Annotated in this window: 23 protein-coding genes and 1 pseudogene; 12 read left to right on the top strand and 12 right to left on the bottom strand. The window is 54.5% G+C overall.

The genetic code is table 11. The annotated features are described in order from the left end of the window. Positions 1–361: 361 nt before the first annotated feature. Both panM and JQN59_RS26865 read left to right on the top strand, forming a co-directional pair. Positions 362–745, top strand: coding sequence for an aspartate 1-decarboxylase autocleavage activator PanM (gene panM, locus JQN59_RS01220; protein WP_149607370.1), 384 nt, complete (start codon positions 362–364; stop codon positions 743–745). Continuing rightward, a pseudogene (locus tag JQN59_RS26865) lies at positions 730–857 on the top strand (hypothetical protein). The gene panM and the pseudogene JQN59_RS26865 overlap by 16 nt, the downstream one beginning before the upstream one ends. Positions 858–940: 83 nt before the next feature. Here the strand turns inward: JQN59_RS26865 and JQN59_RS01215 are convergent. The 5 genes from JQN59_RS01215 to ftsY form a co-directional block, all read right to left on the bottom strand. Further along, entirely contained in the window at positions 941–2,044 is a 1,104-nt protein-coding gene (locus tag JQN59_RS01215) for a branched-chain amino acid ABC transporter substrate-binding protein (protein ID WP_139157946.1), read from the bottom strand. 270 nt (positions 2,045–2,314) lie between these two features. After that, complete coding sequence (gene rpoH, locus JQN59_RS01210) at positions 2,315–3,169, bottom strand: RNA polymerase sigma factor RpoH (RefSeq protein WP_003023425.1); 855 nt, start codon at positions 3,167–3,169, stop codon at positions 2,315–2,317. Between the two features lie 270 nt (positions 3,170–3,439). Beyond that, positions 3,440–4,498 carry a permease-like cell division protein FtsX gene (ftsX, locus tag JQN59_RS01205; RefSeq protein WP_003837835.1) on the bottom strand — a complete coding sequence of 353 codons (1,059 nt, stop codon included), beginning with the start codon at positions 4,496–4,498 and terminating at the stop codon, positions 3,440–3,442. Continuing rightward, a complete protein-coding gene (gene ftsE / locus JQN59_RS01200) occupies positions 4,491–5,159 on the bottom strand; it encodes a cell division ATP-binding protein FtsE (protein WP_003023420.1) in 669 nt (222 codons plus the stop codon). The genes ftsX and ftsE overlap by 8 nt, the downstream gene beginning before the upstream one ends. Positions 5,160–5,161: 2 nt before the next feature. Beyond that, entirely contained in the window at positions 5,162–6,688 is a 1,527-nt protein-coding gene (gene ftsY / locus JQN59_RS01195) for a signal recognition particle-docking protein FtsY (RefSeq protein ID WP_149607347.1), read from the bottom strand. Positions 6,689–6,839: 151 nt separating this feature from the next. Between ftsY and rsmD the strand changes: the two genes are divergently transcribed. Both rsmD and JQN59_RS01185 read left to right on the top strand, forming a co-directional pair. Then, positions 6,840–7,436, top strand: a complete 597-nt coding sequence (gene rsmD, locus JQN59_RS01190) for a 16S rRNA (guanine(966)-N(2))-methyltransferase (RefSeq protein WP_149607348.1) — start codon at positions 6,840–6,842, stop codon at positions 7,434–7,436. Continuing rightward, positions 7,426–7,701, top strand: a complete 276-nt coding sequence (locus tag JQN59_RS01185; protein WP_003023415.1) for a DUF1145 family protein — start codon at positions 7,426–7,428, stop codon at positions 7,699–7,701. Before rsmD ends, JQN59_RS01185 begins: the two co-directional genes overlap by 11 nt. Positions 7,702–7,800: 99 nt before the next feature. Here the strand turns inward: JQN59_RS01185 and JQN59_RS01180 are convergent, their stop codons facing one another. Beyond that, positions 7,801–8,160, bottom strand: coding sequence for a DUF2500 domain-containing protein (locus tag JQN59_RS01180; protein ID WP_071692519.1), 360 nt, complete (start codon positions 8,158–8,160; stop codon positions 7,801–7,803). A 141-nt stretch (positions 8,161–8,301) separates the two neighbouring features. Between JQN59_RS01180 and JQN59_RS01175 the strand changes: the two genes are divergently transcribed. Together JQN59_RS01175 and zntA are read left to right on the top strand one after the other, a co-directional pair. Further along, positions 8,302–8,928, top strand: coding sequence for a lysoplasmalogenase (locus tag JQN59_RS01175; protein ID WP_003827558.1), 627 nt, complete (start codon positions 8,302–8,304; stop codon positions 8,926–8,928). A gap of 74 nt (positions 8,929–9,002) precedes the next feature. Next, a complete protein-coding gene (zntA, locus tag JQN59_RS01170; RefSeq protein ID WP_079934307.1) occupies positions 9,003–11,201 on the top strand; it encodes a Zn(II)/Cd(II)/Pb(II) translocating P-type ATPase ZntA in 2,199 nt (732 codons plus the stop codon). Between the two features lie 98 nt (positions 11,202–11,299). Here zntA and tusA read toward each other — a convergent pair whose 3' ends face one another. Further along, positions 11,300–11,545: a sulfurtransferase TusA gene (tusA, locus tag JQN59_RS01165; protein ID WP_003827551.1), complete on the bottom strand. Its 246-nt coding sequence runs from the start codon at positions 11,543–11,545 to the stop codon at positions 11,300–11,302. A gap of 168 nt (positions 11,546–11,713) precedes the next feature. On the opposite strand from tusA, the gene JQN59_RS01160 reads away from it, so the two are divergent. Both JQN59_RS01160 and JQN59_RS01155 read left to right on the top strand, forming a co-directional pair. Next, entirely contained in the window at positions 11,714–12,379 is a 666-nt protein-coding gene (locus tag JQN59_RS01160; protein ID WP_003827549.1) for a 7-cyano-7-deazaguanine/7-aminomethyl-7-deazaguanine transporter, read from the top strand. A gap of 72 nt (positions 12,380–12,451) precedes the next feature. Beyond that, the gene (locus tag JQN59_RS01155; RefSeq protein WP_003827547.1) at positions 12,452–13,009 is read left to right on the top strand and encodes a DcrB family lipoprotein; all 558 of its coding nucleotides are present in this window, start codon (positions 12,452–12,454) and stop codon (positions 13,007–13,009) included. 3 nt (positions 13,010–13,012) lie between these two features. Here JQN59_RS01155 and JQN59_RS01150 read toward each other — a convergent pair whose 3' ends face one another. Beyond that, complete coding sequence (locus tag JQN59_RS01150) at positions 13,013–14,230, bottom strand: MFS transporter (protein ID WP_128316717.1); 1,218 nt, start codon at positions 14,228–14,230, stop codon at positions 13,013–13,015. 133 nt (positions 14,231–14,363) lie between these two features. On the opposite strand from JQN59_RS01150, the gene JQN59_RS01145 reads away from it, so the two are divergent. Together JQN59_RS01145 and acpT are read left to right on the top strand one after the other, a co-directional pair. Continuing rightward, positions 14,364–15,413 carry an AI-2E family transporter gene (locus JQN59_RS01145; RefSeq protein WP_048237064.1) on the top strand — a complete coding sequence of 350 codons (1,050 nt, stop codon included), beginning with the start codon at positions 14,364–14,366 and terminating at the stop codon, positions 15,411–15,413. A gap of 62 nt (positions 15,414–15,475) precedes the next feature. After that, positions 15,476–16,066: a 4'-phosphopantetheinyl transferase AcpT gene (acpT, locus tag JQN59_RS01140; protein ID WP_149607349.1), complete on the top strand. Its 591-nt coding sequence runs from the start codon at positions 15,476–15,478 to the stop codon at positions 16,064–16,066. On the opposite strand, the gene JQN59_RS01135 is transcribed toward acpT, so the two are convergent. Next, positions 16,058–16,564, bottom strand: coding sequence for a phenolic acid decarboxylase (locus JQN59_RS01135; protein WP_048215363.1), 507 nt, complete (start codon positions 16,562–16,564; stop codon positions 16,058–16,060). The two genes, acpT and JQN59_RS01135, sit on opposite strands and share 9 nt — an antisense overlap. A gap of 99 nt (positions 16,565–16,663) precedes the next feature. Here JQN59_RS01135 and JQN59_RS01130 point away from each other — a divergent pair, with 99 nt between their 5' ends. Continuing rightward, complete coding sequence (locus tag JQN59_RS01130) at positions 16,664–17,524, top strand: LysR family transcriptional regulator (RefSeq protein ID WP_003827509.1); 861 nt, start codon at positions 16,664–16,666, stop codon at positions 17,522–17,524. A gap of 91 nt (positions 17,525–17,615) precedes the next feature. Next, complete coding sequence (nikR, locus tag JQN59_RS01125; RefSeq protein WP_003827507.1) at positions 17,616–18,017, top strand: nickel-responsive transcriptional regulator NikR; 402 nt, start codon at positions 17,616–17,618, stop codon at positions 18,015–18,017. A gap of 96 nt (positions 18,018–18,113) precedes the next feature. On the opposite strand, the gene JQN59_RS01120 is transcribed toward nikR, so the two are convergent. From JQN59_RS01120 to JQN59_RS01110, 3 genes are read right to left on the bottom strand one after another with little or no spacing between them, the layout of a single operon-like run. Then, positions 18,114–19,238, bottom strand: a complete 1,125-nt coding sequence (locus tag JQN59_RS01120; protein ID WP_020996068.1) for an ABC transporter permease — start codon at positions 19,236–19,238, stop codon at positions 18,114–18,116. Continuing rightward, entirely contained in the window at positions 19,238–21,985 is a 2,748-nt protein-coding gene (gene rbbA, locus JQN59_RS01115; RefSeq protein WP_149607350.1) for a ribosome-associated ATPase/putative transporter RbbA, read from the bottom strand. Before rbbA ends, JQN59_RS01120 begins: the two co-directional genes overlap by 1 nt. After that, on the bottom strand, positions 21,982–23,049 hold the full coding sequence (locus JQN59_RS01110) for an HlyD family secretion protein (protein WP_149607351.1): 1,068 nt from the start codon (positions 23,047–23,049) through the stop codon (positions 21,982–21,984). Before JQN59_RS01110 ends, rbbA begins: the two co-directional genes overlap by 4 nt. Between the last annotated feature and the right edge of the window lie 254 nt (positions 23,050–23,303).

The following is a 23,303-nucleotide window of genomic DNA, read 5'->3' as shown; positions in this document are numbered from 1 at the left end:
GTGCTTTTTTTGAACTACACTATTTTTACCAGTCTCATTAATGGTTTAGCGCAGTTTTTTAAGCAAAATCAGGCTAAAATCTCTATTTTTCAGTCGATTAAGAAAAGATAATATTCTGCTTTTCACTATAGATAAACAAAAAAAAGCACGTTTGTCAGCATAAAATAACGGTACAAAGAGCCGAATAAAATGCTGCATTCCAGGGTATTATTCTGCCTGTTTTTCAATCTCTACGGTTTCAAACTGTCATTACCGTTGTTACAAAATTATTAATCTGGTTATTCACATAAAAAAGAGAAAGCATCCGGGCGAATTATTTCGGTACACTCATTCCATCTTTTGTGATTTGGACATGCTGTTAATGAAGCTGACCATCGTTCGTTTAGATAACTTTAGCGACCAGGACCAGATTGATCTGGGCAAAATCTGGCCGGAATATTCCGCCTCATCATTAAGCGTAGATGAAACGCACCGGATCTACGCCGCACGCTTTAACGAGCGTCTGTTAGGCGCAGTTCGCGTAACCCTGAGCGGCACGCAAGGTGCATTAGATTCATTGCGCGTACGCGATATCACCCGCCGTCGCGGCGTCGGGCAGTATTTGATCGAAGAAGTCATCCGGGAAAACCCTGACGTGAGTTCATGGTGGATGGCCGACGTCGGCGTCGAAGACCGCAGCGTGATGGCCGCGTTTATGCAGGCGTTAGGGTTTACAGCCCAGGAGAATGGCTGGAAAAAAAGATAAAAAAGCCGGATGGCGCTGACGCTTATCCGGCCTACATGCTGGGAGCAAAAAATAAAAAACCACCTCGCAATTTTCCAAGAATTTCACGTTGCAGGAAGGCGGCAAGTTATGAAGTCCCCGGGAGCTTACATAAGTAAGTGACCGGGGTTGAATAACGTAGCCAACGCATTTGCAGCGCGAAAGGCACCTGGAAAATTATTTGGCGTCGGTCGCCGTCCCGTTTGCATGCCAGTCAAACACACCGAATTCAAAGCCTTTCAGATCGCCCTTCGCATCCCATGACAGCGGCCCCATTACGGTTTCCACTGAGTTTGCTTTCAGGTATTTGGCAATTTCAGCCGGGTCGTCAGACTGGTTCAGACCGGCCTGCAAGGATTGCAGCGCGGCGTAAGTGGTCCATACGAATGCACCGCTCGGATCCTGTTTCTTGGCTTTGATCGCGTCCACTATCGGTTTGTTCGCCGGAACCTGATCGTAGTTCTTCGGTTTCGTTACCAGTAAGCCTTCTGCAGACTCACCCGCGATGTTAGACAGCGACACGTTCGCTACCCCTTCTGGTCCCATAAACTGGGTTTTCAGACCTGCGGCACGAGACTGACGCAGAATCTGCCCCATTTCCGGGTGGTAACCACCGTAGTAAACGAAATCGATATTCTCTTTCTTCAGGCGCGCTACCAGCGTCGAGAAGTCTTTTTCACCGGCGGTGATCCCGTCGAAGAACACCACGTCAGCGTTGGCTTTCTTGAGGTTATCCTGCACGGAACGCGCCAGGCCTTCACCGTACTGTTGTTTGTCGTGAACGATCGCAATGCGCTTCGGCTTCACTTTTTCAACGATATATTTGGCAGCGGTTGGTCCCTGATCGGAATCCAGACCGGTGGTACGCATCACCAGGTTATAACCGCGCGCGGTCAGCTCCGGCGCCGTTGCCGCTGGGGTGATCATCAGAATGCCTTCGTCTTCATAGATATCTGACGCAGGCTGAGTGGAAGACGAGCACAGGTGGCCGATAACATATTTAATCCCGTCGTTGACCACTTTGTTAGCTACCGCTACCGCTTGTTTCGGGTCACAGGCATCGTCATATTTCACCATGACCAGTTTGTCGCCTTTCACGCCGCCTTTGGCGTTGATATCTGCAATCGCCTGCTCTGCGCCAGTAAATTCCTGATCGCCATACTGCGCTACCGGACCGGACATCGCGCCGACGACGGCAACTTTAATATCCTTAGCAAACGCCATATTGCTCAAAGACAGGGCGATACATCCTGCCAATAACGCTTTACCCTTCATATTCATCCTGACAATCCCCATTATTGTGGTTATTACGTGTGTTGTGATGTTGTTGTTCAGCACTTTATTTCGATTATTGGATAGCCACCCGTGCTTTAGCAGCATACTCTGCTAAAACATACCCGATTTTTATTATTTTGGAATAGCTAAATTTGACATGCAGATAACAACTTGATGACAAAAAGCTTAAACGTCAGGAGAGAGGGGAAGAGATAAAAACAAAAAACCCCGGATTTTCATCCAGGGTTTATCAGCATTTCCAGTTCGGCTGGAAGATTACGCTTCGATCGCCGCGCGCAGTTTTTTCATGGCGTTCTTTTCAAGCTGACGAACACGTTCAGCGGAAACGCCGTAGCGATCGGCCAGTTCCTGCAACGTCGACTTGTTGTCTTCGTCCAGCCAACGGGCACGAATGATGTCCTGGCTACGCTCGTCCAGACCTTCCATTGCGTGAGTCAGTTTGTTCGCGGCCTGATCTTCCCAGTTATCTTCTTCAATGCCGTCGGCAAAGTTAGAAGATTTATCCTGCAGATACAGCACCGGGGCCATCGGCTGGCTGTCAGACTCGTCGTCTGAAGACATGTCAAACGTCATGTCCTGCGCCGCCATACGGGATTCCATTTCGCGCACGTCTTTGCTGGAAACACCCAGCTCGCGAGCAACCATTTCAACTTCGTCCTGGTTAAACCAGCCCAAACGCTGCTTGGTTTTACGCAGGTTAAAGAACAGCTTACGCTGTGCTTTGGTGGTCGCAACTTTAACGATACGCCAGTTACGCAGAACGTATTCGTGGATCTCAGCTTTGATCCAATGCACGGCGAAGGAAACCAGGCGCACACCCACTTCCGGGTTGAAACGGCGCACGGCTTTCATCAGGCCGATATTACCTTCCTGAATCAGATCCGCCTGCGGCAGGCCATAACCCGCATAATTACGAGCAACATGAACAACAAAGCGCAGGTGAGACAGGATCAGCGTTTTAGCTGCTTCCAGATCGCCCTGGTAATGCAGCTTTTCAGCCAGTGCCCGCTCCTCGTCAGCCGACAACATCGGCCACGCGTTCGCAGCCCGGATGTAAGATTCCAGGTTACCAACAGGGGCTAAAGCTAAATTTTGCATTTCTTTGGTCATTCAAATCCTCTCAATCTTTTCATCTGGCGCATTGGCTAAAAACTAATTAACAAAAACCAGTAGCAACAACCATGCCAGAGCTTATGAGCAACGAGAATATCATTCAATCTTTTATCAGACAGTGATTTTATCCACAAGTTCCATGTCGTAATGTGTATAGATTACGCACAAAATGTGACATCACAATGAATACGCCGGGAAGAGATCACAGGGACTCTTTCCCTGCAGAGCGAACTACTCAGTGCAGGGAAAGATTATACCAGAGATTTTTTAATCGGGGGTAAAGTGGCGTAAATGTTGAACCGTGGCAAGCCAGGCTGCCACCCAGCCAATCATTGAGCACACCAGCAGCAATAACAGGCACTCGTCGAATGATAAGCCATTGATATCAAACTTGGTTCCAAATACCTGTGCCACCTCAGTCACCGCTGACGACAGACGCATCACCAAAATTTCTGACAAAATCAGTGAAAGAAATGCACCGGAAAAACCGAGCAGTGCACCGCCGTAGAGGAACGGACGCAGGATAAATCCATCCGTCGCGCCAATCAGTTTTTGCACGTTAATGGTATCGCGACGCGCAAAAATACTCAGCCGCACGCTGTTACCGATGACGAGGAAGACCGCCGCCACCATCAGCACGCCAATCATCGCGGAAACGCGTCCGACAAGGCCCGTCAGCGCCGCCAGGCGAGCGAACCAGCTGTCATCCATTCGCACTTCATCAATACCGTTGATTTGTGCGATGCGGTCACGCAGCGTGTTCAGCGACTCCGTACCCTGGAAGTCCAGTTTCGGGATAACAACCGCCACGGCCGGAAGCGGGTTCTCTTCCAGCATATCCAGCGCGCCGCCAAAGCCAGACCAGTTGCGGAATTCACCCAGCGCGTCGTCACGAGAAAGATAATTCACTTTCTCCACGCCCTGCTCGGCCTGCAACTGACCAACCACCCGCGCCGCCGCATCATCATCCAGCGTTTTTTGCAGGTAAACGGTGATCTGCGGAGACGGATAATACTGGCTTGCCGCATGGTTTACGTTCTTATAAACCATGTAGCACACGCTTGGCAGCGTCAGGGAGATGGCAATGACCATCACCGTCAGAAACGTCGCCAGCGGCTTGCTTTTCAGGTCCTGTAACGCGCCCTGAAACGCATAACGTACCTGCTCGTTAAAGACATTGGTTTTACGCGAATTCGGCTTTGGCGCGGCTTTCGCACGCTTTGGCGCGTTGCGACCGCCGTCACCCGGCGCACCGCCCGATTTACGAAAGCGATCCAGTCGGCCACCGAACTGTTTGATTTGGTTAATAGCGTCACGTCTATTCATGCGCCAGGCCTCCATGCAGATGTCCATCGCTCAGAACCATTTGGCGATAGGAGCGACGGGAGATCAGGCCAATATCGTGCGTGGCCATTAATACCGTGACCCCGACGCGGTTAAACTCTTCGAACAGGCGAAGGATCCCTTCTGACAGCGCGTCATCCAGGTTCCCCGTTGGTTCATCCGCCAGCAGCACCGCAGGTTTGTTCACCACCGCACGGGCGATGCCGACGCGTTGTTGTTCACCGCCGGAGAGCTGAATCGGGAAGTTTTTCGCTTTGTCCAACAGCCCGACCTTATCCAGCGCCGCTGACACGCGACGACGAATATCGTCCCCGCTGGCACCCGCGATGATTAGCGGGATTGCCACGTTGTCAAACACGGTTCTGTCCATCAACAGGTGGTGATCCTGAAAAATCATGCCAATCTGACGACGCAGAAACGGCACTTCACGGTTTTTCAAACGGCTGATGTCATGCCCGCTAAAGTAGATTTTCCCGGCGCTGGGCCGTTCAATTCCACAAATCAGCTTCAGCAGGGTACTTTTCCCCGCGCCGGAGTGGCCGGTCAGAAACGCCATCTCGCCAGGCTGCATATGGAAGGTCACTCCCTGCAGCGCTTGTCTCCCACCGAGATAGGCCTTGCTGACATGTTCAAAGCGAATCATTGTTAATCCTCTCGGGCAAAAAGTGCCTCTATAAAATCGTCCGCTTTAAACGGACGTAAATCCTCGATACGTTCGCCCACACCGATATAGCGGATAGGGATGCCAAACTGATCGGCTACCGAGAAGATAACCCCGCCCTTCGCCGTACCGTCCAGCTTGGTCAGGGTGATACCGGTTAAGCCCACCGCTTCATGGAACAGTTTGGCCTGGCTTATCGCATTCTGCCCGGTGCTGGCGTCGATAGTCAGCATAACTTCATGCGGCGCATCTTCGTCCAGCTTCTTCATGACGCGAACGATTTTTTTCAATTCTTCCATCAGGTGCGATTTATTCTGCAAACGCCCTGCGGTATCAGCGATCAGCACGTCTACGTTACGCGCCTTCGCCGCCTGGATGGCATCAAAGATAACGGACGCGGAATCCGCGCCAGTATGCTGAGCAATCACCGGGATGTTGTTACGCTGACCCCAAACCTGCAGCTGTTCTACTGCCGCCGCACGGAAAGTATCACCTGCCGCCAGCATTACCGATTTACCCTGCTGCTCAAACTGACGCGCCAGCTTACCAATAGTGGTGGTTTTGCCCACGCCGTTGACGCCAACCATTAAGATAACAAATGGTGTTTTGCCATCAACATTCAGCGGTTCGTCAACCTTCGCCAGAATCTCGCCCATCTCTTCTTTCAACAGACCGTACAGCGCTTCCGCATCTTTAAGCTGCTTGCGGCTGGCGCCTTCCGTCAGATTCGCAATGATTTTGCGGGTCGTTTCTACACCCACATCAGCGATCAGCAGTTGCTCTTCCAGCTCTTCAAACAGATCATCGTCGATCTTTTTACCACGGAACAGACTGATAAATCCGGAACCGAGGTTTTCTTTTGTTTTCAGCAGGCTGCGTTTCAGGCGCGCAAAGAAACCTTCTTTGGTTGGTTTTTCCTGCTCCTGGACCGCCTCTTCTTCTACCGGTTCTTCTACAGCAGGTTCTTCTACCGGCACCACCATAACCGCTTCTTCAGCAGCCTCGGCGGCCAGCGCCTGTGCTTCCAGCTCTTCGTCGGTCAGTTGCGGTTCGTTTTCAGCTTCTTCTTCAGCCGCCTCAACGATTTCCACGGTTTCCGCTTCGGCCTGCCACTCTTCGGCAGAAACTTCTTCAGTTTTCACCTCTTCCGGCAGCGGCAATTCTTCGCGTTCGATAACCACCGCTGCTGGCGTTTCTACTACAGTTTCAGCAATGGGTTCAGCAACCGGCTCAATCTCCGGCTGCGCTTGTTCGGCGACAGGTTCTTCTTCCGGCTGCAGTTTTTCGATTTCCGCAACCTGTTCAGTTACTTCAACGACTTCAGCTGCAAAGGCTTGCGATTCAGCCTCGCTACGGGTTTCCTCGACGTGCGGTTGTTCGTCAACGACGGTAGTTTCTTCAGCAACCGGTTGTTGTTCTTCGTTTTTTACTTCTGTCTCGTTTTCCGGTGCCTGCTCTTTTTGACCAAAGCCCAGCCAGGAAAAAAAGCCACGTTTTTTCTCTTTCGCCATTTGCGACTACACTCCCCCGCTGTTGCTTCATGGCACAGCGTCAACGCTATGTACATAGCAGCTAAAAAAATGATGAAATAGTCTATCACTTAACTTAACTCACATCACCGCCTGGAATGACATGCTATAGGCGGATTGAGCAATAATAGAAATGAAAAAACCGAATCACTCTGGTAGCGGCCAGATCCGCATTATTGGCGGGCAATGGCGTGGCCGTAAACTCCCGGTTCCGGACAGTCCCGGCCTGCGTCCGACCACCGACCGTGTGCGCGAAACGTTGTTTAACTGGCTGGCCCCGGTAATGGTCGATGCTCACTGTCTGGACTGCTTCGCCGGCAGCGGCGCGCTGGGGCTGGAAGCCCTCTCTCGCTATGCGGCAAATGCGACGCTTCTGGAGATGGATCGCGCGGTATCTCAGCAGCTACAAAAGAATCTCGCCACGCTGAAAGCCTCTCACGCCCGCGTCGTCAACACCAATACGCTGACATTTTTGGCTCAGGCAGGTACGCCGCATAACGTGGTATTTGTTGACCCGCCGTTTCGCAAAGGATTACTGGAAGAAACATTAACGCTTCTGGAAACTCATGGTTGGCTGGCAAATGAAGCGTATATTTACGTTGAAAGCGAAGTAGAAAACGGCTTACCGCCGGTTCCGGTGAACTGGTCGCTATACCGTGAGAAAGTCGCCGGACAGGTCGCCTATCGCCTGTACCAACGTGAAGCACAAGGAGAGCACGATGCTAATTAACCTGGGACGCCTGTTGATGCTGTGCGTCTGGGCATTTTTACTACTGAATATTTTCCAACCCTTTCCACGCCCGCTCAACATCTTCGTTAACGTCGCACTGATATTTATGGTGCTGATGCATGGCATGCAGCTGGCGCTGCTAAAAAGCACCATGCCTAAAGATGGCCCGCAGATGACCAACGGAGAGAAAATCCGTATTTTTCTGTTCGGCGTCTTTGAGCTACTGGTGTGGCAGAAGAAGATTAAAGATCAGTTGAAGAAGTAGCTGTGATCTTTTCTCCCGGCGGCACGTTGCGGGCCGGGGCGAAAAATCTGTAGGCCGGATAAGGCGTAAGCCGCCATCCGGCATCAGTCAGATGACACCTTAGCGTTCAAGCGTAAAATCAACAAATCGCGAACCTTTGTAACTCAGCGTGCCTTTATCCCCGACCGTTAATGCGTGGTACTGCTGCGCATCCAGACGAAACGTCTGCTCCATCCCCCCGTTTTGTGGCTTAAAGCTGGCTTCATAGCGCATGCTGGTTCCTGCCGGGCTCACTTCCTGCTGACGGGATCGCCGATCGTTTAGCGGTTTTTCCCGTTTGTTACTTACCACCACCTGCTTTTGCACCAGCGGCGCCGCATCATTATCGGCTTTTTCTCGCCGCTGCTGAACAAAGCGAAACGACGCAGCGATAACGATTAAGACAATGATAACAATGAAAAAAAGTGGTGGTTTGCTCATATTATTAACCCATCAGAAAATGCGGAAATAAGCATACATCGCCTGTTATGGTGTTGTCATCTGGCTGTGTCGACCTCTACACTGGACAGTAGAGCCGTGAGCACCCCGCTTACGAAAAAATAACGAATTCAAGGAACTAAGATGCTTTGGTCGTTTATCGCTGTCTGTCTTTCCGCATGGTTGTTCGTGGATGCTTCCTATCGTGGACCTGCCTGGCAACGCTGGGTCTTTAAGCCCCTGACGTTACTCCTGCTGGCGCTGCTGGCCTGGCAGGCGCCAATGTTTAACGCTATCAGCTATCTGGTGCTGGCTGGCCTGCTTGCCTCGCTGCTGGGCGATGCGCTGACGCTGTTACCGCGCCAACGCCTGCTGTACGCCGTGGGGGCATTCTTCCTGTCGCATCTGCTGTACACCATCTACTTCGCCAGCCAAATGACGCTGTCATTCTTCTGGCCTTTGCCGTTGGTGCTGGTAGTGCTGGGGGCGTTGCTGATCGCCGTGATCTGGACGCGTCTGGAAGAGCTGCGTGTCGCTATCTGCACCTTTATCGGCATCACGCTGATGATGGTCTGGATGGCCGGTGAGCTGTGGTTCTTCCGCCCGACCGCCCCGGCGCTGTCGGCATTTATGGGCGCATCCCTCCTGTTCATCGGCAACATTGTCTGGCTGGGTAGCCATTACCGTCGCCGCTTCCGCGCCGATAACGCCATTGCCGCCGCCTGCTACTTCGCCGGACATTTCCTGATTGTTCGTTCGTTGTATCTTTAAAACGCTTGACTCTGGAGTCGACTCCAGAGTGTATCCTCCGGTTAATACGAAATGATTATCAACCGGAGGATGCCATGTCGACACCCGATACCCGTGGCAAAAAAGTCCCACAATTCTCTTCTTTCAAGCCAGCGCCTGCACCACAAAAGGCGGATGACTGCTGCTGCGAAGGAAGCTGCTCCACTACACCAACCGTATCCGATACCGTAATAGGTACCCGCTATTCCTGGAAAGTGGCAGGCATGGACTGCGCAGCTTGCGCCCGCAAAGTAGAGAATGCGGTCCGCCAGGTCAGCGGCGTCAACCAGGTCCAGGTTCTGTTCGCCACTGAAAAACTGGTGGTCGATGCCGGTTCCGATATCCGCCAGCAAGTTGAAAACGCGGTGCAAAAAGCAGGCTATACCCTGCGCGATGAGCACGCGACGGACGCCGCTCCCGAGTCACGTTTTAAAGAAAACCTGCCGCTGATTTCGCTGATTATCATGATGGCGATTAGCTGGGTGCTGGAGCAGTTCAATCATCCCTTCGGTCAGATAGCGTTTATCGCCACCACGCTGGTCGGCCTGTATCCCATTGCCCGTCAGGCCCTGCGTCTGATGAAAACCGGCAGCTACTTTGCCATTGAAACGTTGATGAGCGTCGCCGCCATTGGCGCACTGTTTATCGGCGCGACGGCGGAAGCCGCTATGGTGCTGCTGCTGTTTTTAATTGGCGAGCGTCTGGAAGGTTGGGCCGCCAGCCGCGCCCGTAAAGGGGTCAGCGCACTGATGGCGCTCAAACCGGAAACCGCCACACGCCTGCGTAACGGCGAGCGCGAAGAGGTGGCTATCAATACCCTCCGGCCTGGCGATGTTATTGAGGTTGCCGCGGGTGGGCGTTTACCTGCCGACGGCAAACTGGTCTCCGGCTTTGCCAGCTTTGATGAGAGCGCCCTGACCGGCGAATCGATCCCGGTTGAACGCGCCACCGGCGAGAAAGTCCCGGCGGGTGCCACCAGCGTGGACCGTCTGGTTACGCTGGAAGTGCTCTCCGAGCCGGGTGCCAGCGCGATTGACCGTATTCTGAAGCTGATTGAAGAAGCGGAAGAACGCCGCGCTCCCATTGAGCGCTTTATTGACCGTTTCAGCCGGATTTACACTCCAGCCATTATGGCGGTTGCGCTGCTGGTCACCCTCGTACCGCCACTGCTGTTTGCCGCATCCTGGCAGGAGTGGATTTATAAAGGGCTGACGCTGCTGCTGATTGGCTGCCCTTGTGCTCTGGTGATTTCAACCCCCGCAGCCATTACTTCTGGTCTGGCCGCTGCGGCGCGTCGTGGGGCATTAATCAAAGGCGGAGCCGCGCTGGAACAGTTGGGTAGAGTCACTCAGGTGGCGTTTGATAAAACCGGCACCCTAACCGTCGGTAAACCACGCGTCACAGCGATTCATCCGGCAAGCGGTATTGGTGAGGCTGAACTGCTGGCACTGGCGGCAGCGGTAGAGCAAGGCGCGACGCACCCGCTGGCACAAGCAATTGTTCGGGAAGCACAAACGCGCGAGCTGACTATTCCTGTCGCAAAAGAGCAACGGGCGCTGGTTGGCTCTGGAATTGAAGCGCTGGTCAACGGCGAACGCGTACTGATTTGCGCCGCCGGTAAGCAGCCTGCCGATGCCTTTGCCGGGCAGATTAGCGAGCTGGAAAGCGCGGGCCAAACGGTGGTGTTGGTGCTGCGTAACGATACCGTTCTCGGCGTACTGGCCTTACAGGACACGCTGCGCGATGACGCTCGCAGCGCCATCAGCGAGCTTAATCAGATTGGCGTGAAAGGGGTGATCCTGACCGGTGATAACCCGCGTGCGGCCGCCGCCATTGCCGGTGAACTGGGCCTCGAATTCAAAGCAGGACTCTTGCCAGAAGATAAGGTGCAGGCCGTTACCCATCTTAACCAACAGTCGCCGCTGGCGATGGTCGGCGACGGCATCAACGACGCTCCGGCAATGAAAGCGGCCACAATTGGTATTGCGATGGGAAGCGGGACCGACGTCGCGCTGGAGACCGCCGATGCCGCTCTGACCCACAACCGTCTGCGTGGTCTGGTGCAAATGATTCAGCTGGCGCGGGCTACCCACGCCAATATTCGCCAGAACATTGCGATTGCGCTGGGCCTGAAGGGGATTTTCCTCGTCACCACGCTGCTCGGGATAACCGGACTGTGGCTGGCGGTGCTGGCGGATACGGGGGCGACGGTGCTGGTGACCGCGAACGCGCTGCGGTTGTTGCGTAAAGGGTAGTGCCTGTTTCTCGCCTGATGGCGCTTCGCTTATCAGGCCTACAGGTTACTCAGTCTTTATAGGCCGGAGAAGCGTTAGCGCCATCCGGCATGACAAGATTACTGCCCTTTGCGCACTAAATAACGGTACGGCAGCGAGTCGGTCTCTTTGGCCACCAGCTCATGTTCCATAAAGGTACAGAAGCCAGGAATATCGCGGGTTGTTGCCGGATCGTCGGCGACAATCAGCAGCGTTTCACCGGCCTGCATGCCGCGTACGGTTTTACGCACCATCATTACCGGTTCCGGGCAGCGCAGCCCCTGGGCATCAAGAGTATGGTCGGGGGAAGTAAACAGGTCGCTCATCGTCGTCTCATTCATACAAAAACGGCGTTATTTTACGCTCTGTTGTGGCGTAAGCCAATCAGGTTAACGATTGCGTGAAAAACAACCATTGCAATGTGCTCTTAAAGCAGTATCATGCGACGGTTTTTTATTGGGTTCCCTCACCCCATCCAACAAAAAGGTCACAATATGACTCCGTTTACACAAACTCAGCGCGTAAAAGCGTTGTTCTGGCTATCGCTATTTCATCTGCTGGTGATCACCTCCAGCAACTATCTGGTGCAGCTTCCAATCTCCATTTTTGGTTTCCATACCACATGGGGCGCGTTTAGCTTTCCGTTTATTTTCCTCGCGACCGACCTGACCGTGCGTATTTTTGGCGCGCCGCTGGCTCGACGTATCATCTTTGCGGTTATGATCCCCGCGCTGCTGATCTCCTATGTCGTTTCATCACTGTTCTATATGGGATCGTGGCAAGGATTCGGCGCACTGCTGCACTTTAACCTGTTTGTCGCCCGTATCGCCGCCGCCAGCTTTATGGCCTACGCGCTGGGACAAATTCTGGATGTGCATGTCTTTAACCGCCTGCGTCAGAACCGTCGCTGGTGGCTGGCACCGACGGCGTCCACGCTGTTTGGCAATATCAGCGATACGTTGGCCTTCTTCTTTATCGCTTTCTGGCGTAGCCCGGATGCCTTTATGGCCGAGCACTGGATGGAAATCGCACTGGTCGATTACTGCTTCAAAGTGCTGATCAGCATTATTTTCTTCCTGCCAATGTATGGCGTGCTGCTGAATATGTTACTGAAAAGGCTGGCAGATAAATCTGAAATCTCTGCATTGCAGACGAGTTAAAGGTTCATTTTCCGAGTTGTGATAAGATGGACGAATGAGCCGTTATGGCCGTTTATCGAAAGGAAGAAGTCAATGCGCAATCTGGTTAAATATGTCGGTATTGGCCTGCTGGTTATGGGGCTTGCGGCCTGTGATAATAGCGATACAAAAGCGCCAGCCGAGGGTGCTGCCGCAGAAAGTAACGCCACCGGACAACCGGTCAGCCTGCTGGACGGCAAACTCAGTTTTTCCCTGCCAGCGGATATGACCGATCAGAGCGGTAAGCTGGGCACCCAGGCGAACAATATGCACGTATATTCTGACGCAACCGGCCAGAAAGCAGTGATTGTGATTGTTGGCGACAACACCAACGAAGATCTGGCCGTGCTGGCAAAACGTCTGGAAGATCAGCAGCGTAGCCGTGACCCGCAGCTGCAGGTCGTCACCAATAAATCTATTGAGCTGAAAGGCCACACGCTGCAGCAGTTAGACAGCATCATCTCGGCCAAAGGCCAGACCGCATACTCTTCCGTGGTGTTGGGTAAAGTGGACAACCAACTGCTGACGCTGCAAATCACGCTGCCTGCTGACGATCAGCAAAAAGCGCAGACGACCGCAGAAAACATCATTAACACGCTGGTTATCCAGTAACGGTTAAGACGATGACGCGGCCTCCGGTGACACCACCTGAGGCCGTTTTTTTAACCGCCAGGTCAGCAATAACGCCACCGCTACCAGCCCTGCCGCCGCCAGATAGATAACCGGCACACCCGCCCACGTCATGACCAGCCCGGCCAGCGGCCCGGTAACCCCCAGCGATAAATCCATAAACACCGTGTAGGTCGCCAGCGCAGCGCCCTGATTTTGCTGAGGAACGGCTTTTACCGCCACCACGCCCAGCGCCGGGAAAACCAGTGAGAACCCAGCCCCGGTCAGCAGAACGCCGATTTTCGCCATCCACGGCATCGAAGCCATCCCGACCAGCAGTAGCCCGACAATCTCGACGCTAAAGCAGATCATCGCCACATTCAGCCCGCCTAAACGGTTGATACCATTTGGGAACAACAAACGAGTACCGACAAACGTACAACTAAAAAGCGTCAGCGCGAATGCGGCGCCATCCCAGCCTTTGGCATCATAGAACAAGGTAATGAAGGTAGCGATTACCCCAAATCCAGCGGAGGCCAGGGCCAGCGCCATGCCATACAACCAGACGCGCCCAAGCACCGCGCGAAATGGCAACGGTTTGCCTTTGCTGGCCTTCACCGCCGGACGAGGGAGCGCCAGCAGGATTGCCAACAGTGCCACGCCCATCACGGTCAGCGCCAGCCCCTGTAAGCCACCCCAGGCATAAAACAGAACACCCAGCGGCGCGCCTATCGCCATCGCGCCATAGGTCACGATACCATTCCAGGAAATCACCCGTCCGATGTGCATTGAGCCAACCACCCCCACGCCCCACAGCGTAGAGCCGGTCCCGGCAAAGCTTTGCCCAATCCCGAGAATCACGCGCCCCAGACAAAGCAGCAGCAGACTGGCCAACGGCCAGCCGTTCGTTGATCCCGCCAGTAAATAGCCCAGGCCACTTAAAAAGCAGCCGCACAGCCCAAATACCACAATCTTCTTTGGCCCCAGCAGATCGGCATAGCGACCGGCATGCGGACGGCTCAGCAGCGTAGCGAAATATTGCAGGCTGATGACCAGCCCAGCCCAGAAAGCGCTAAATCCCATTACATCATGGACGTAGCCAGGCAACACCGCGAGCGGCAGGCCGATGGTCAGGTAGCTGGCGAAGTTAAACATCACCACAGAAACAATACGCAGGTTCAGGCGTAAACCGCTAAGCGTCGGTTCAGCGACGGGTTCGGGCATGGAGGGTCACCACGTTTTCACAACAGTGTTTCATTTCTACCATGTTGCAGAGCAGAAATCAGTAGCCAGTTTAGGAATATCAGTCGCAAGCCAGCCGCTACACTTAATGCAAAAACGCAAACAGGAAGAAGACATGATAACCACCCAGCCCGATAAAACGGGTTTGCACATTTTGCTCAAACTGGCCGCTCTGGTGGTGATCCTCGCAGGTATCCATGCTGCGGCGGATATCATTGTGCAGCTGCTGCTGGCCCTCTTTTTTGCCATTGTATTGAATCCACTGGTCACCTGGTTTATCCGCCGGGGAGTCGGTCGCCCAATCGCTATTACCTTAGTCGTGGTGGTGATGCTGATCGTTCTTACGGCGTTGGTTGGCGTGCTGGCGTCGTCAATCACTGAATTCATGGACCTGCTGCCAAAATACAATAAGGAGCTAACGCGCAAGGTTCTGTATTTGCAAGAGATGGTGCCTTTTCTGAATCTGCATATGTCCCCGGAACGTATACTGCAACGCATGGACTCTGACAAGCTGATGACCTTCACAACCACGCTGATGACGAGTCTTTCTGGTGCCATGGCCAGCGTCTTTCTGCTGGTGATGACGGTAGTTTTTATGCTGTTTGAGGTGCGTCATGTCCCCTATAAGATGCGTTTTGCGTTAAATAATCCGCAAATCCACATTGCGGGGCTACATCGAGCGCTGAAGGGTGTGTCACACTATCTGGCGCTGAAAACGCTGCTCAGCTTATGGACCGGTGCCATAATCTGGCTGGGACTGGCACTGATGGGGATTCAGTTTGCTCTGATGTGGGGCGTACTGGCATTCCTGTTAAACTACGTGCCCAACATTGGCTCGGTCATTTCCGCCGTCCCGCCCATGATCCAGGCACTGCTTTTTAATGGCATTTACGAATGTCTGTTGGTTGGCGCACTGTTTCTGGTGGTGCATATGGTGATTGGCAATATTCTCGAACCCCGAATGATGGGGCATCGGCTGGGATTATCGACGCTAATCGTCTTCCTCTCTCTGTTGGTATGGGGATGGCTGCTCGGTCCGGTCGGCATGTTGCTCTCCGTGCCGTTAACCAGCGTGTGTAAAATCTGGATGGAAACGACCACTGGCGGCAGCAAACTGGCGATTTTGCTGGGGCCCGGCAGGCCCAAAAGCCGATTACCGGGATAAACTTGCAAACAGCATGTGAAGAATGATACACAACCCCATTATTACTAAAGGTTAGCCCTAATATGTACCGGATCGTTCTTGGGAAAGTTTCTGTTTTAAGCGCTGGTGCACTGCCTGCCGCACTGAGTGAGCAAGCGCCGCAAGGTGCTCGCCGTGCGCGCTGGCTGGCCGGTCGCGTGCTGCTTTCCCATACCCTTTCGCCATTACCGGACATCGTATATGGCGAGCAAGGAAAACCGGCCTTTTCTGCTGACACGCCGCTGTGGTTCAACCTCAGCCACAGCGGTGATGATATCGCCCTGCTGCTCAGCGACGAAGGGGAAGTCGGCTGCGATATAGAAGTCGTTCGCCCGCGCGATAACTGGCAAACGCTGGCAAATACGGTATTCAGTCTTGGTGAACATGCCGAAGTCGAGGCCGAACGCCCGGAACAACAGCTGGCGGCGTTCTGGCGCATCTGGACGCGTAAAGAAGCTATCGTGAAGCAGCGCGGCGGCAGTGCCTGGCAAATCGTCAGCGTCGACAGTACCGCGTTAACTTCCTCACTCTCCGTCAGCCAGTGCCAGCTCGATACCCTGAGCCTGGCGGTGTGCACCCCCACGCCGTTTACCCTGACCGCAGACACCGTGCAGCGCCTGGAAGCCTTAGCGTAAATTTTCCGGAAAGTTTTTCGGCAGCTCGCTCGCCGCACAGGCAATAACGTCATCGTTGTTCGCGCCGCAGTCACGTACGAAAGTGATGGTCGCGAACTCATCAATCACCTCGGTGGGATACGCCGGGCCGGTATCGCGGTACGACATCATTAGCGGAATATGGTCATTCTGGAAGCAGACCGTTTTTTCCGGATTATTGATCACCCAGCGAGGGAAAAAGATGGTGCCGTGAAAGAGTTTGTCACCCAGGTTTACGATCAGGCTGACGTCGGTCCCGGTCGGTTCGGTCCATGAAATTTTATAAACGCTCTCCCCGACCCGCACAATATAGGCCCGCTGATCTTTCACCCAACGATTTCCCACAATACCGCTGTGAATGCGGTAATCCAGGGTAGTGTCGTTTTTCACGTAGATCTCGTAATTCCAGCCATTATCGTAGGTATAGACCAGATGTTTGCCAACAAATCCGCTTAAATCATGTTTATCAAACGCGCTCATATTCGTTCTCCTCTTACTTGATGTGAGGATCTTAACGCTTCAAAAATTGGATGAATAACGCTATGTTTGCATCAAATTCATTCAATTATTAGATGAGTTATGCACAAAACAACCCTCGAGCAGTGGGCCCTATTGGAGAAAGTGGTGGAGCTGGGCAGCTTCGCTAAAGCGGCGGAAGAGACCAACCGTAGCCAGTCTTCGGTAAGCTATAATCTGGCACTGTTACAGGAGCGACTTGGCGTAACGCTGCTGACCCCGGAAGGCCGCAGGGCTGTCCTGACACCGGCCGGAGAGCTATTACTCAATCAGGTCAAACCGCTACTGAAGGCCTTTTTATGGGTGGAAACCCGGGCCGCAACGTTACAAAACGGTACACGAACGCGGCTGGATTTGATGGTAGATAGCATCTTCCCACGCAAACGCCTGTTTGCCATTCTCAAACAGTTTCAGCAGGCCTGGCCGCAAACGCAGGTGCGTCTGACCGAAGTCCTGGAGAATGGTGATGCTCGACTGGCAGCACATGCCGATGCGGACGTAATGGTCCTGACCCGGCGTCAGGATGTCACCGGACGCGGCGAATGGCTGATGAATATTGACTTCGTGGCCGTGGCCCACCGCGATCACCCACTCTGCATGCTGGATGCGCCGCTGAATGAAGACGCATTACGCGCCTGGCCGCTGATTCGCATTGCCGATCGCGATAACCCACAACAACCGGCGCGTGATGCCTGGACCTTCTCGACCATTGATGCCGCGATTGATGCGGTGATGTATCAGGTCGGTTACGGCTGGCTGCCCGAGGAACGTATTCAGACGCAGCTTGATCAGGGGCTTTTACGCCCACTGCCGTTAAGCCATGGTGCTCGTCGCGCCACGCCTTTGCATCTGATCGTTAAAGATACTCTCGCTCCGCTGGATGAACAGGTCAGTACCCTGCTGCGTTTATTGCGAGAGCATTAACCTTTTCCCCGGATGCCGGACGTGTGTTACAAAATACGCTATTCCCCTTACCCCCTGTGCGCCAACGCGCCACATGAAAGGTTAACTGCAGATGCAACGAGTCACCATTACCCTCGATGACGATTTACTGGAAACGCTCGACGGCCTGAGTCAGCGCCGTGGCTACAATAACCGTTCCGAAGCGATCCGCGATATTCTGCGTGGCGCACTGGCGCAGGAAACTACCCTTGAACACGGCACTCAGGGCTTCGCGGTGCTCTCGTATGTTTATGAGCATGAGAAGCGTGATCTGGCCAGCCGTATTGTTTCTACCCAACACCACCACCACGATTTATCGGTCGCCACGCTGCACGTGCACATCAACCATGACGACTGCCTGGAAATCGCCGTGCTAAAAGGCGACATGGGCGATGTACAGCATTTTGCCGATGACGTGATTTCCCAGCGCGGCGTGCGCCACGGCCATCTACAGTGCCTGCCGAAAGAAGAGTAATTGCCTGTTTCGTTGCCGGATGCCGGCTACGCCTTATCCGGCCTACGTCCGTTATACTTTGTAGGCCAGGTAAGCGAAGTGCCCCAGCAATAATGATTACGCCATCGTACCAATCGTCTTTCTGAAACGCAGCAGTGCTATCAGGAAGAACGCGCTGCCAATCGCCAGCAGCGTCAGAAACTGCGGCCAGACAATGCTAAACCCGGCTCCGCGATAAAGTATCGCCTGCGCGAGACTGACAAAATGAGTAGTCGGCATGGTCAGCATAATGTCCTGCACCGCCTGCGGCATGCTTTCACGCGGTGTGGAGCCACCTGAAAGCATCTGTAACGGCAGCAGTACCAGAATCATCAGCAGCCCCAGCTGCGGCATAGAGCGCGCCAGCGTGCCCATAAAAATGCCGATCGAGGTGGTGGCGAACAGGCTCAGCGCCACGCCCAGCATAAACAACGGTATCGAACCTTCAATCGGCACCCCGAGCACGCCTTTTACCATCAGCATCAGCGACAGACCGGAAACCACCAGCACCACCAGCCCCATCGACCAGATTTTTGCCATCATGATCTCAAACGGCGTCACCGGCATCACCAGCAGATGTTCAATGGTCCCGTGCTCGCGCTCGCGGATCAGCGCCGACCCGGTCAGCACAATCGCCAACATGGTGATGTTGTTGATAATCGCCATCACCGCGCCAAAGCGGGCGGGTTCCAGATTAGGGTTAAAGCGCATGCGCATTTCCAGCGCTACCGGCGGCTCATTGTTATCGCGGTAACGCGCCACAAAGCTGTTCACCTCGCCGCTGATGATATTCTGGATATAGCTGTTGCCGGTAAACGCCTGGCTCATCCGCGTGGCATCGACGTTAACCTGTATATCCGGTTGTCGTCCGGCCAGCACATCACGCTGAAAATCAGGCGGAATGTTTACGGCGAAGGTATAGCGCCCGGCGTCCAGCCCGGCATCCATTTCATCGGCAGTGATCATCTCCGGCGGTAAAAACCACGGGCGATAAAAGCTGTTCACAATCCGATTCGACAACTGCGACTGGTCCATATCGGCAATAGCAATCGGTGCCAGATGCAGCGAACCCGGCAGGACGGTCGCGGAAGAATAAACCGAAATCGTGAAGGCGAAGACGATCAGCGTCAGCATCGCTTTGTCACCCAGCAGGCTGCGCAACTCTTTGATGCCGAGGTTATAAATATTGCGTAATCGGCGCATCACCCCTCCTGTTTTTTCAGCAGTAATACGCTCAGACCAATCACCACCGGAATGGCTACCGCCAGCGGAATAAACAGCTGCCAGAGATCGGTCAGATCCAACGCTTTAGAGAACGTTCCGCGCGCGATGGTCAGAAAATGGCTGGTCGGATAAATTTCACCAATCCACCGGCCCGGCCCTTCCAGCGAGGCAACTGGATCGATCATTCCGGAAAACTGCGTCGCCGGGATCAATGTAATAATCGCCGTACCAAAAATGGCCGCGATCTGGCTTTTCATAAACGTGGAGATTAACAGCCCCAGCCCGGTGGCAATGGTGACGTACAGCAGCGCAGCCAGCGTCAGAGTCACAAAGCTCCCCTTATGCGGAACGCCGAATACAAACACCGACAGCGCGCACAACAGCAGGAAATTCAGCATGCCCAGCACGATGTACGGCAACTGTTTGCCGAGTAAAAACTCGCTGCGGGTCGTGGGCGTAACGTACAGATTGATAATCGACCCCAGCTCTTTCTCACGCACCACGCTGAGGGCGCTGAGCATGGAGGGGATCATCATCAACAGCAGTGGGATCACTGCCGGAACAATCGCCGGCAGGCTCTTCACATCCGGGTTGTAACGATAGCGAGTTTCAATGGTCATCAGCCCGTTTTGCCCGCTGGCATTTGGCTGGCGCGCCATCACATCCTGCAGCCAGGTCTGGTGCATCGCCTGCACGTAACCCCTGACCGTTTCAGCGCGGCTTGGCATTGCGCCATCGACCCAGACGCCAATCTTCACCGGCGTTCCACGCGCGATGTCGCGGCCAAAATTTGGCGGAATTTCAATTGCTACCGCAACTTCGCCAGAACGCATCCGTTTGTCCAGCTCGTCATAACTGGTGAGCGGCGGTTGTTCGATAAAATAGCGCGATCCCGCCAGATTCAGCGTCCACGCCTGGCTGCTGACGGTCTGGTCGCGGTCGAGCACCGAAAAACGCAGGTTTTCCACATCCATGCTGATGCCGTAGCCCATGATAAGCATCAGGATCACCGTGCCCATCAGCGCCAGCGTGGAGCGTACCGGATCGCGCCGTAGTTCCAGCGCTTCACGGCGGCTGTAGCTGAATAAGCGCCGCAGGCTAAAACCTTGCCGCGGCGGCTTACTGTTTTCATGCACTGTCGGGACATTGGCTGGCGCTAACTGAGTTTCCGGCGCCGGGCCTGCCGCTTCCTGCAACCAGGAGATAAACGCCTCTTCCAGACTGGCAGCTCCACGCTGTTTCACCAGTTCCTGCGGCGTACCGCTGGCCAGTACTTTTCCGGCGTGCATCAGCGACATGCGGTCGCAGCGCTCCGCTTCGTTCATAAAGTGGGTGGAGATAAAAATGGTCACTTTGTCCTGGCGCGACAGGTCGACCATCAGTTGCCAGAACATATCCCTCGCAACCGGATCGACCCCGGAGGTCGGTTCATCAAGAATGAGCATCTCCGGGCGATGGATCACCGCCACCGCCAGCGACAGGCGTTGACGGATCCCCAACGGCAGCGCACCGGGCAGCGCATCTTCGACATCGGTCAGCGAAAAGCGCTCGCTCATCTCCTGCACCCGCCCAGGTATTTCTGCTTCGAGGATATGGAACAGCCGCGCATGTAGTTCGAGGTTTTGCCGGACGGTCAGCTCGCTGTAAAGCGAAAATGCCTGCGACATATAGCCTACCCGGCGGCGGGTATCGATATTTTTCGGATCAACCGCTTGCCCAAACAGCCACGCCTCGCCTTCGCTTGCGGGCAGCAGTCCGGTGAGCATTTTCATGGTGGTGGATTTACCGCAGCCGTTGGAGCCGAGAAAACCGAAGATTTCCCCGCGCGGAATGCGGAAGTTAACGTGGTCCACCGCCACAAATTTACCGAAGCGCATGGTCAGGTTTTTCGCCTCGATGGCAATCTCTTCCTGCTCAGCGTGATACGGCGGGATCACTACCGGTTTATGCGCCTGGCGCTGGGCTTCAGGTAACAGCGCGATAAACGCCTGCTCCAGCGTGTTGCTGTTGGTTTGCTCACGTAGCTGCTGCGCGCTCCCGGTGGCTAACACCTCCCCGGCGTTCATCGCCACCAGCCAGTCAAAGCGCTCGGCTTCTTCCATATAAGCGGTCGCAACCAGCACGCTCATGTTGGTCTGCCGCTGACGAATACTGTTAATCAGATCCCAGAACTGGGCGCGGGACAGCGGGTCGACCCCGGTGGTGGGTTCATCGAGAATTAACAGTTCCGGGTCGTGGATTAACGCGCAGCACAGCCCCAGCTTTTGCTTCATCCCGCCCGAGAGTTTCCCTGCAGGACGGTCGCGAAACGGTGCCAGTCCGGTGCTATTCAGCAGCTCGGTAATCCGCGCCTCACGCTCCGCTTTGTCATGCCCAAACAAGCGGGCAAAGAAATCGACGTTCTCATATACCGACAGCGTGTGATACAGGTTTTTCCCCAGCCCCTGCGGCATCCAGGCAATGCGCGGGCAGACATCCCGGCGATGTTTTGGGTCGCGCATATCGCCGCCCAGCACCATCACGTTGCCGTGTTCAATGACCCGCGCGCCGGAGATGAGCGACAACAGGCTCGATTTTCCGACACCATCCGGGCCAATCAACCCCACCATACAGCGGGCAGGGATATCCAGCGTGATATTGTTCAGCGCTACCGTTTTCCCGTAATGCTGACTCACGCCGTCAAGGTGCGCCACGGGAGGAACGGGAACCAGCGCCAGATGCGTCATTGCGGCAACCTCACCACCAGGTCGTCAGGCCAGGCGCGACTTTCATCAACACGCACCCACGCCATGCCCGGCAGACCGGTTTTCACGTACTCCAAATGCTGCTGTAACAGCTCTGGCGGGATACGCGCTTTGACGCGAAACATCAGTTTCAGCCGTTCATCGCTGGTTTCGACCGTTTTCGGCGTGAACTGCGCGACGCTAGCCACAAAGCTGATGGTCGCCGGAATACGCAGATCCGGCGCAGCATCCAGCACCAGACGCGCTTCTCCGCCAATCTTCAGTAAACCAGCCTGTTCGGTTGGCAAGAAGAACGTCATGTAGACATCGCTGAGATCGACCATATTCAGCACGCGACCGCCCGCGGAAAGCACCTCGCCCGGTTCAGCTACGCGGTACTGTACGCGGCCATCGCGCGGGGCTTTCAGCTCGCTGTCATCAATATCAGCCGCAATACGACGTTCGGTAGCCTGCGCGGCTTCTACGCGGGTTTGCGCCTGAATGATACTGGTGCGAGCGGCTTCAATGGCGGCTTTTGCCGCAGAGACCTGCGCCTTTGCGGATTCCAGTGCAGCGCGTGCGCTTTCTGCCGCAGCCCTGTCGTCATCCAGCTGTTGCTCAGACACAGCCCCACGCTGAGATAGCGAACGGGAGCGGACGTGGCGTTTAGAGACCGACTGCAGTTCCGCCTCACGCTGTTTTACCACCGACTGCGCGGCGCGCATTTCACTTTGCCGCTGCTCTAACAACGCCCGCGCTGCCGCCACCGCACTTTCGGCCTCTTTGATTTGGGCTACCGCTTCCAGCCGCTGCTCCTGCAGCACGCGGGTATCCATTTTCGCCAGCACTTCGCCCTGGCGAACGAACTGCCCTTCCGACACGAGGATCGTGTCAATTCGCCCGGCAATCTTGGTGGCAATATCCACTTCGGTAGCTTCAATTCTGCCATTGCTGGCTGCAAACCCCTCCGGTATTCCCGCAGAACGAAGCACCCACCATGCTATCGCGGCCACCACGACCAGAATGCCCGCCACCCACCACATCATATGACGTTTAAACTTATCCATATTCGACCCGCCGTAATCCCTGTTATCAAACGATGCGTGTCACAAAGCCCACTGAACAGCTATTCAGCGGGAGATTCCATCCGGGATAAGAAGGAATGAGAAACAATGGCCAGAGAGCAGACAGGCATGTAAGCAACCTGCGCCGCGAAGGAAGTGAATGATGAAAATGCTGTGATATCGGGTAGTAATGTTGTCATCATCAGCGTTCCTGGCCGGAAATGAAACACGCATACTCATTACTGCTGTCTATTGAA

This window comes from Citrobacter sp. B72 (genome assembly GCF_016894305.1).
Taxonomy (GTDB): domain Bacteria; phylum Pseudomonadota; class Gammaproteobacteria; order Enterobacterales; family Enterobacteriaceae; genus Citrobacter; species Citrobacter portucalensis.
The sequence above is the reverse complement of the archived record's forward strand: the minus strand, read 5'-3'. Positions and strand labels throughout refer to the sequence as shown.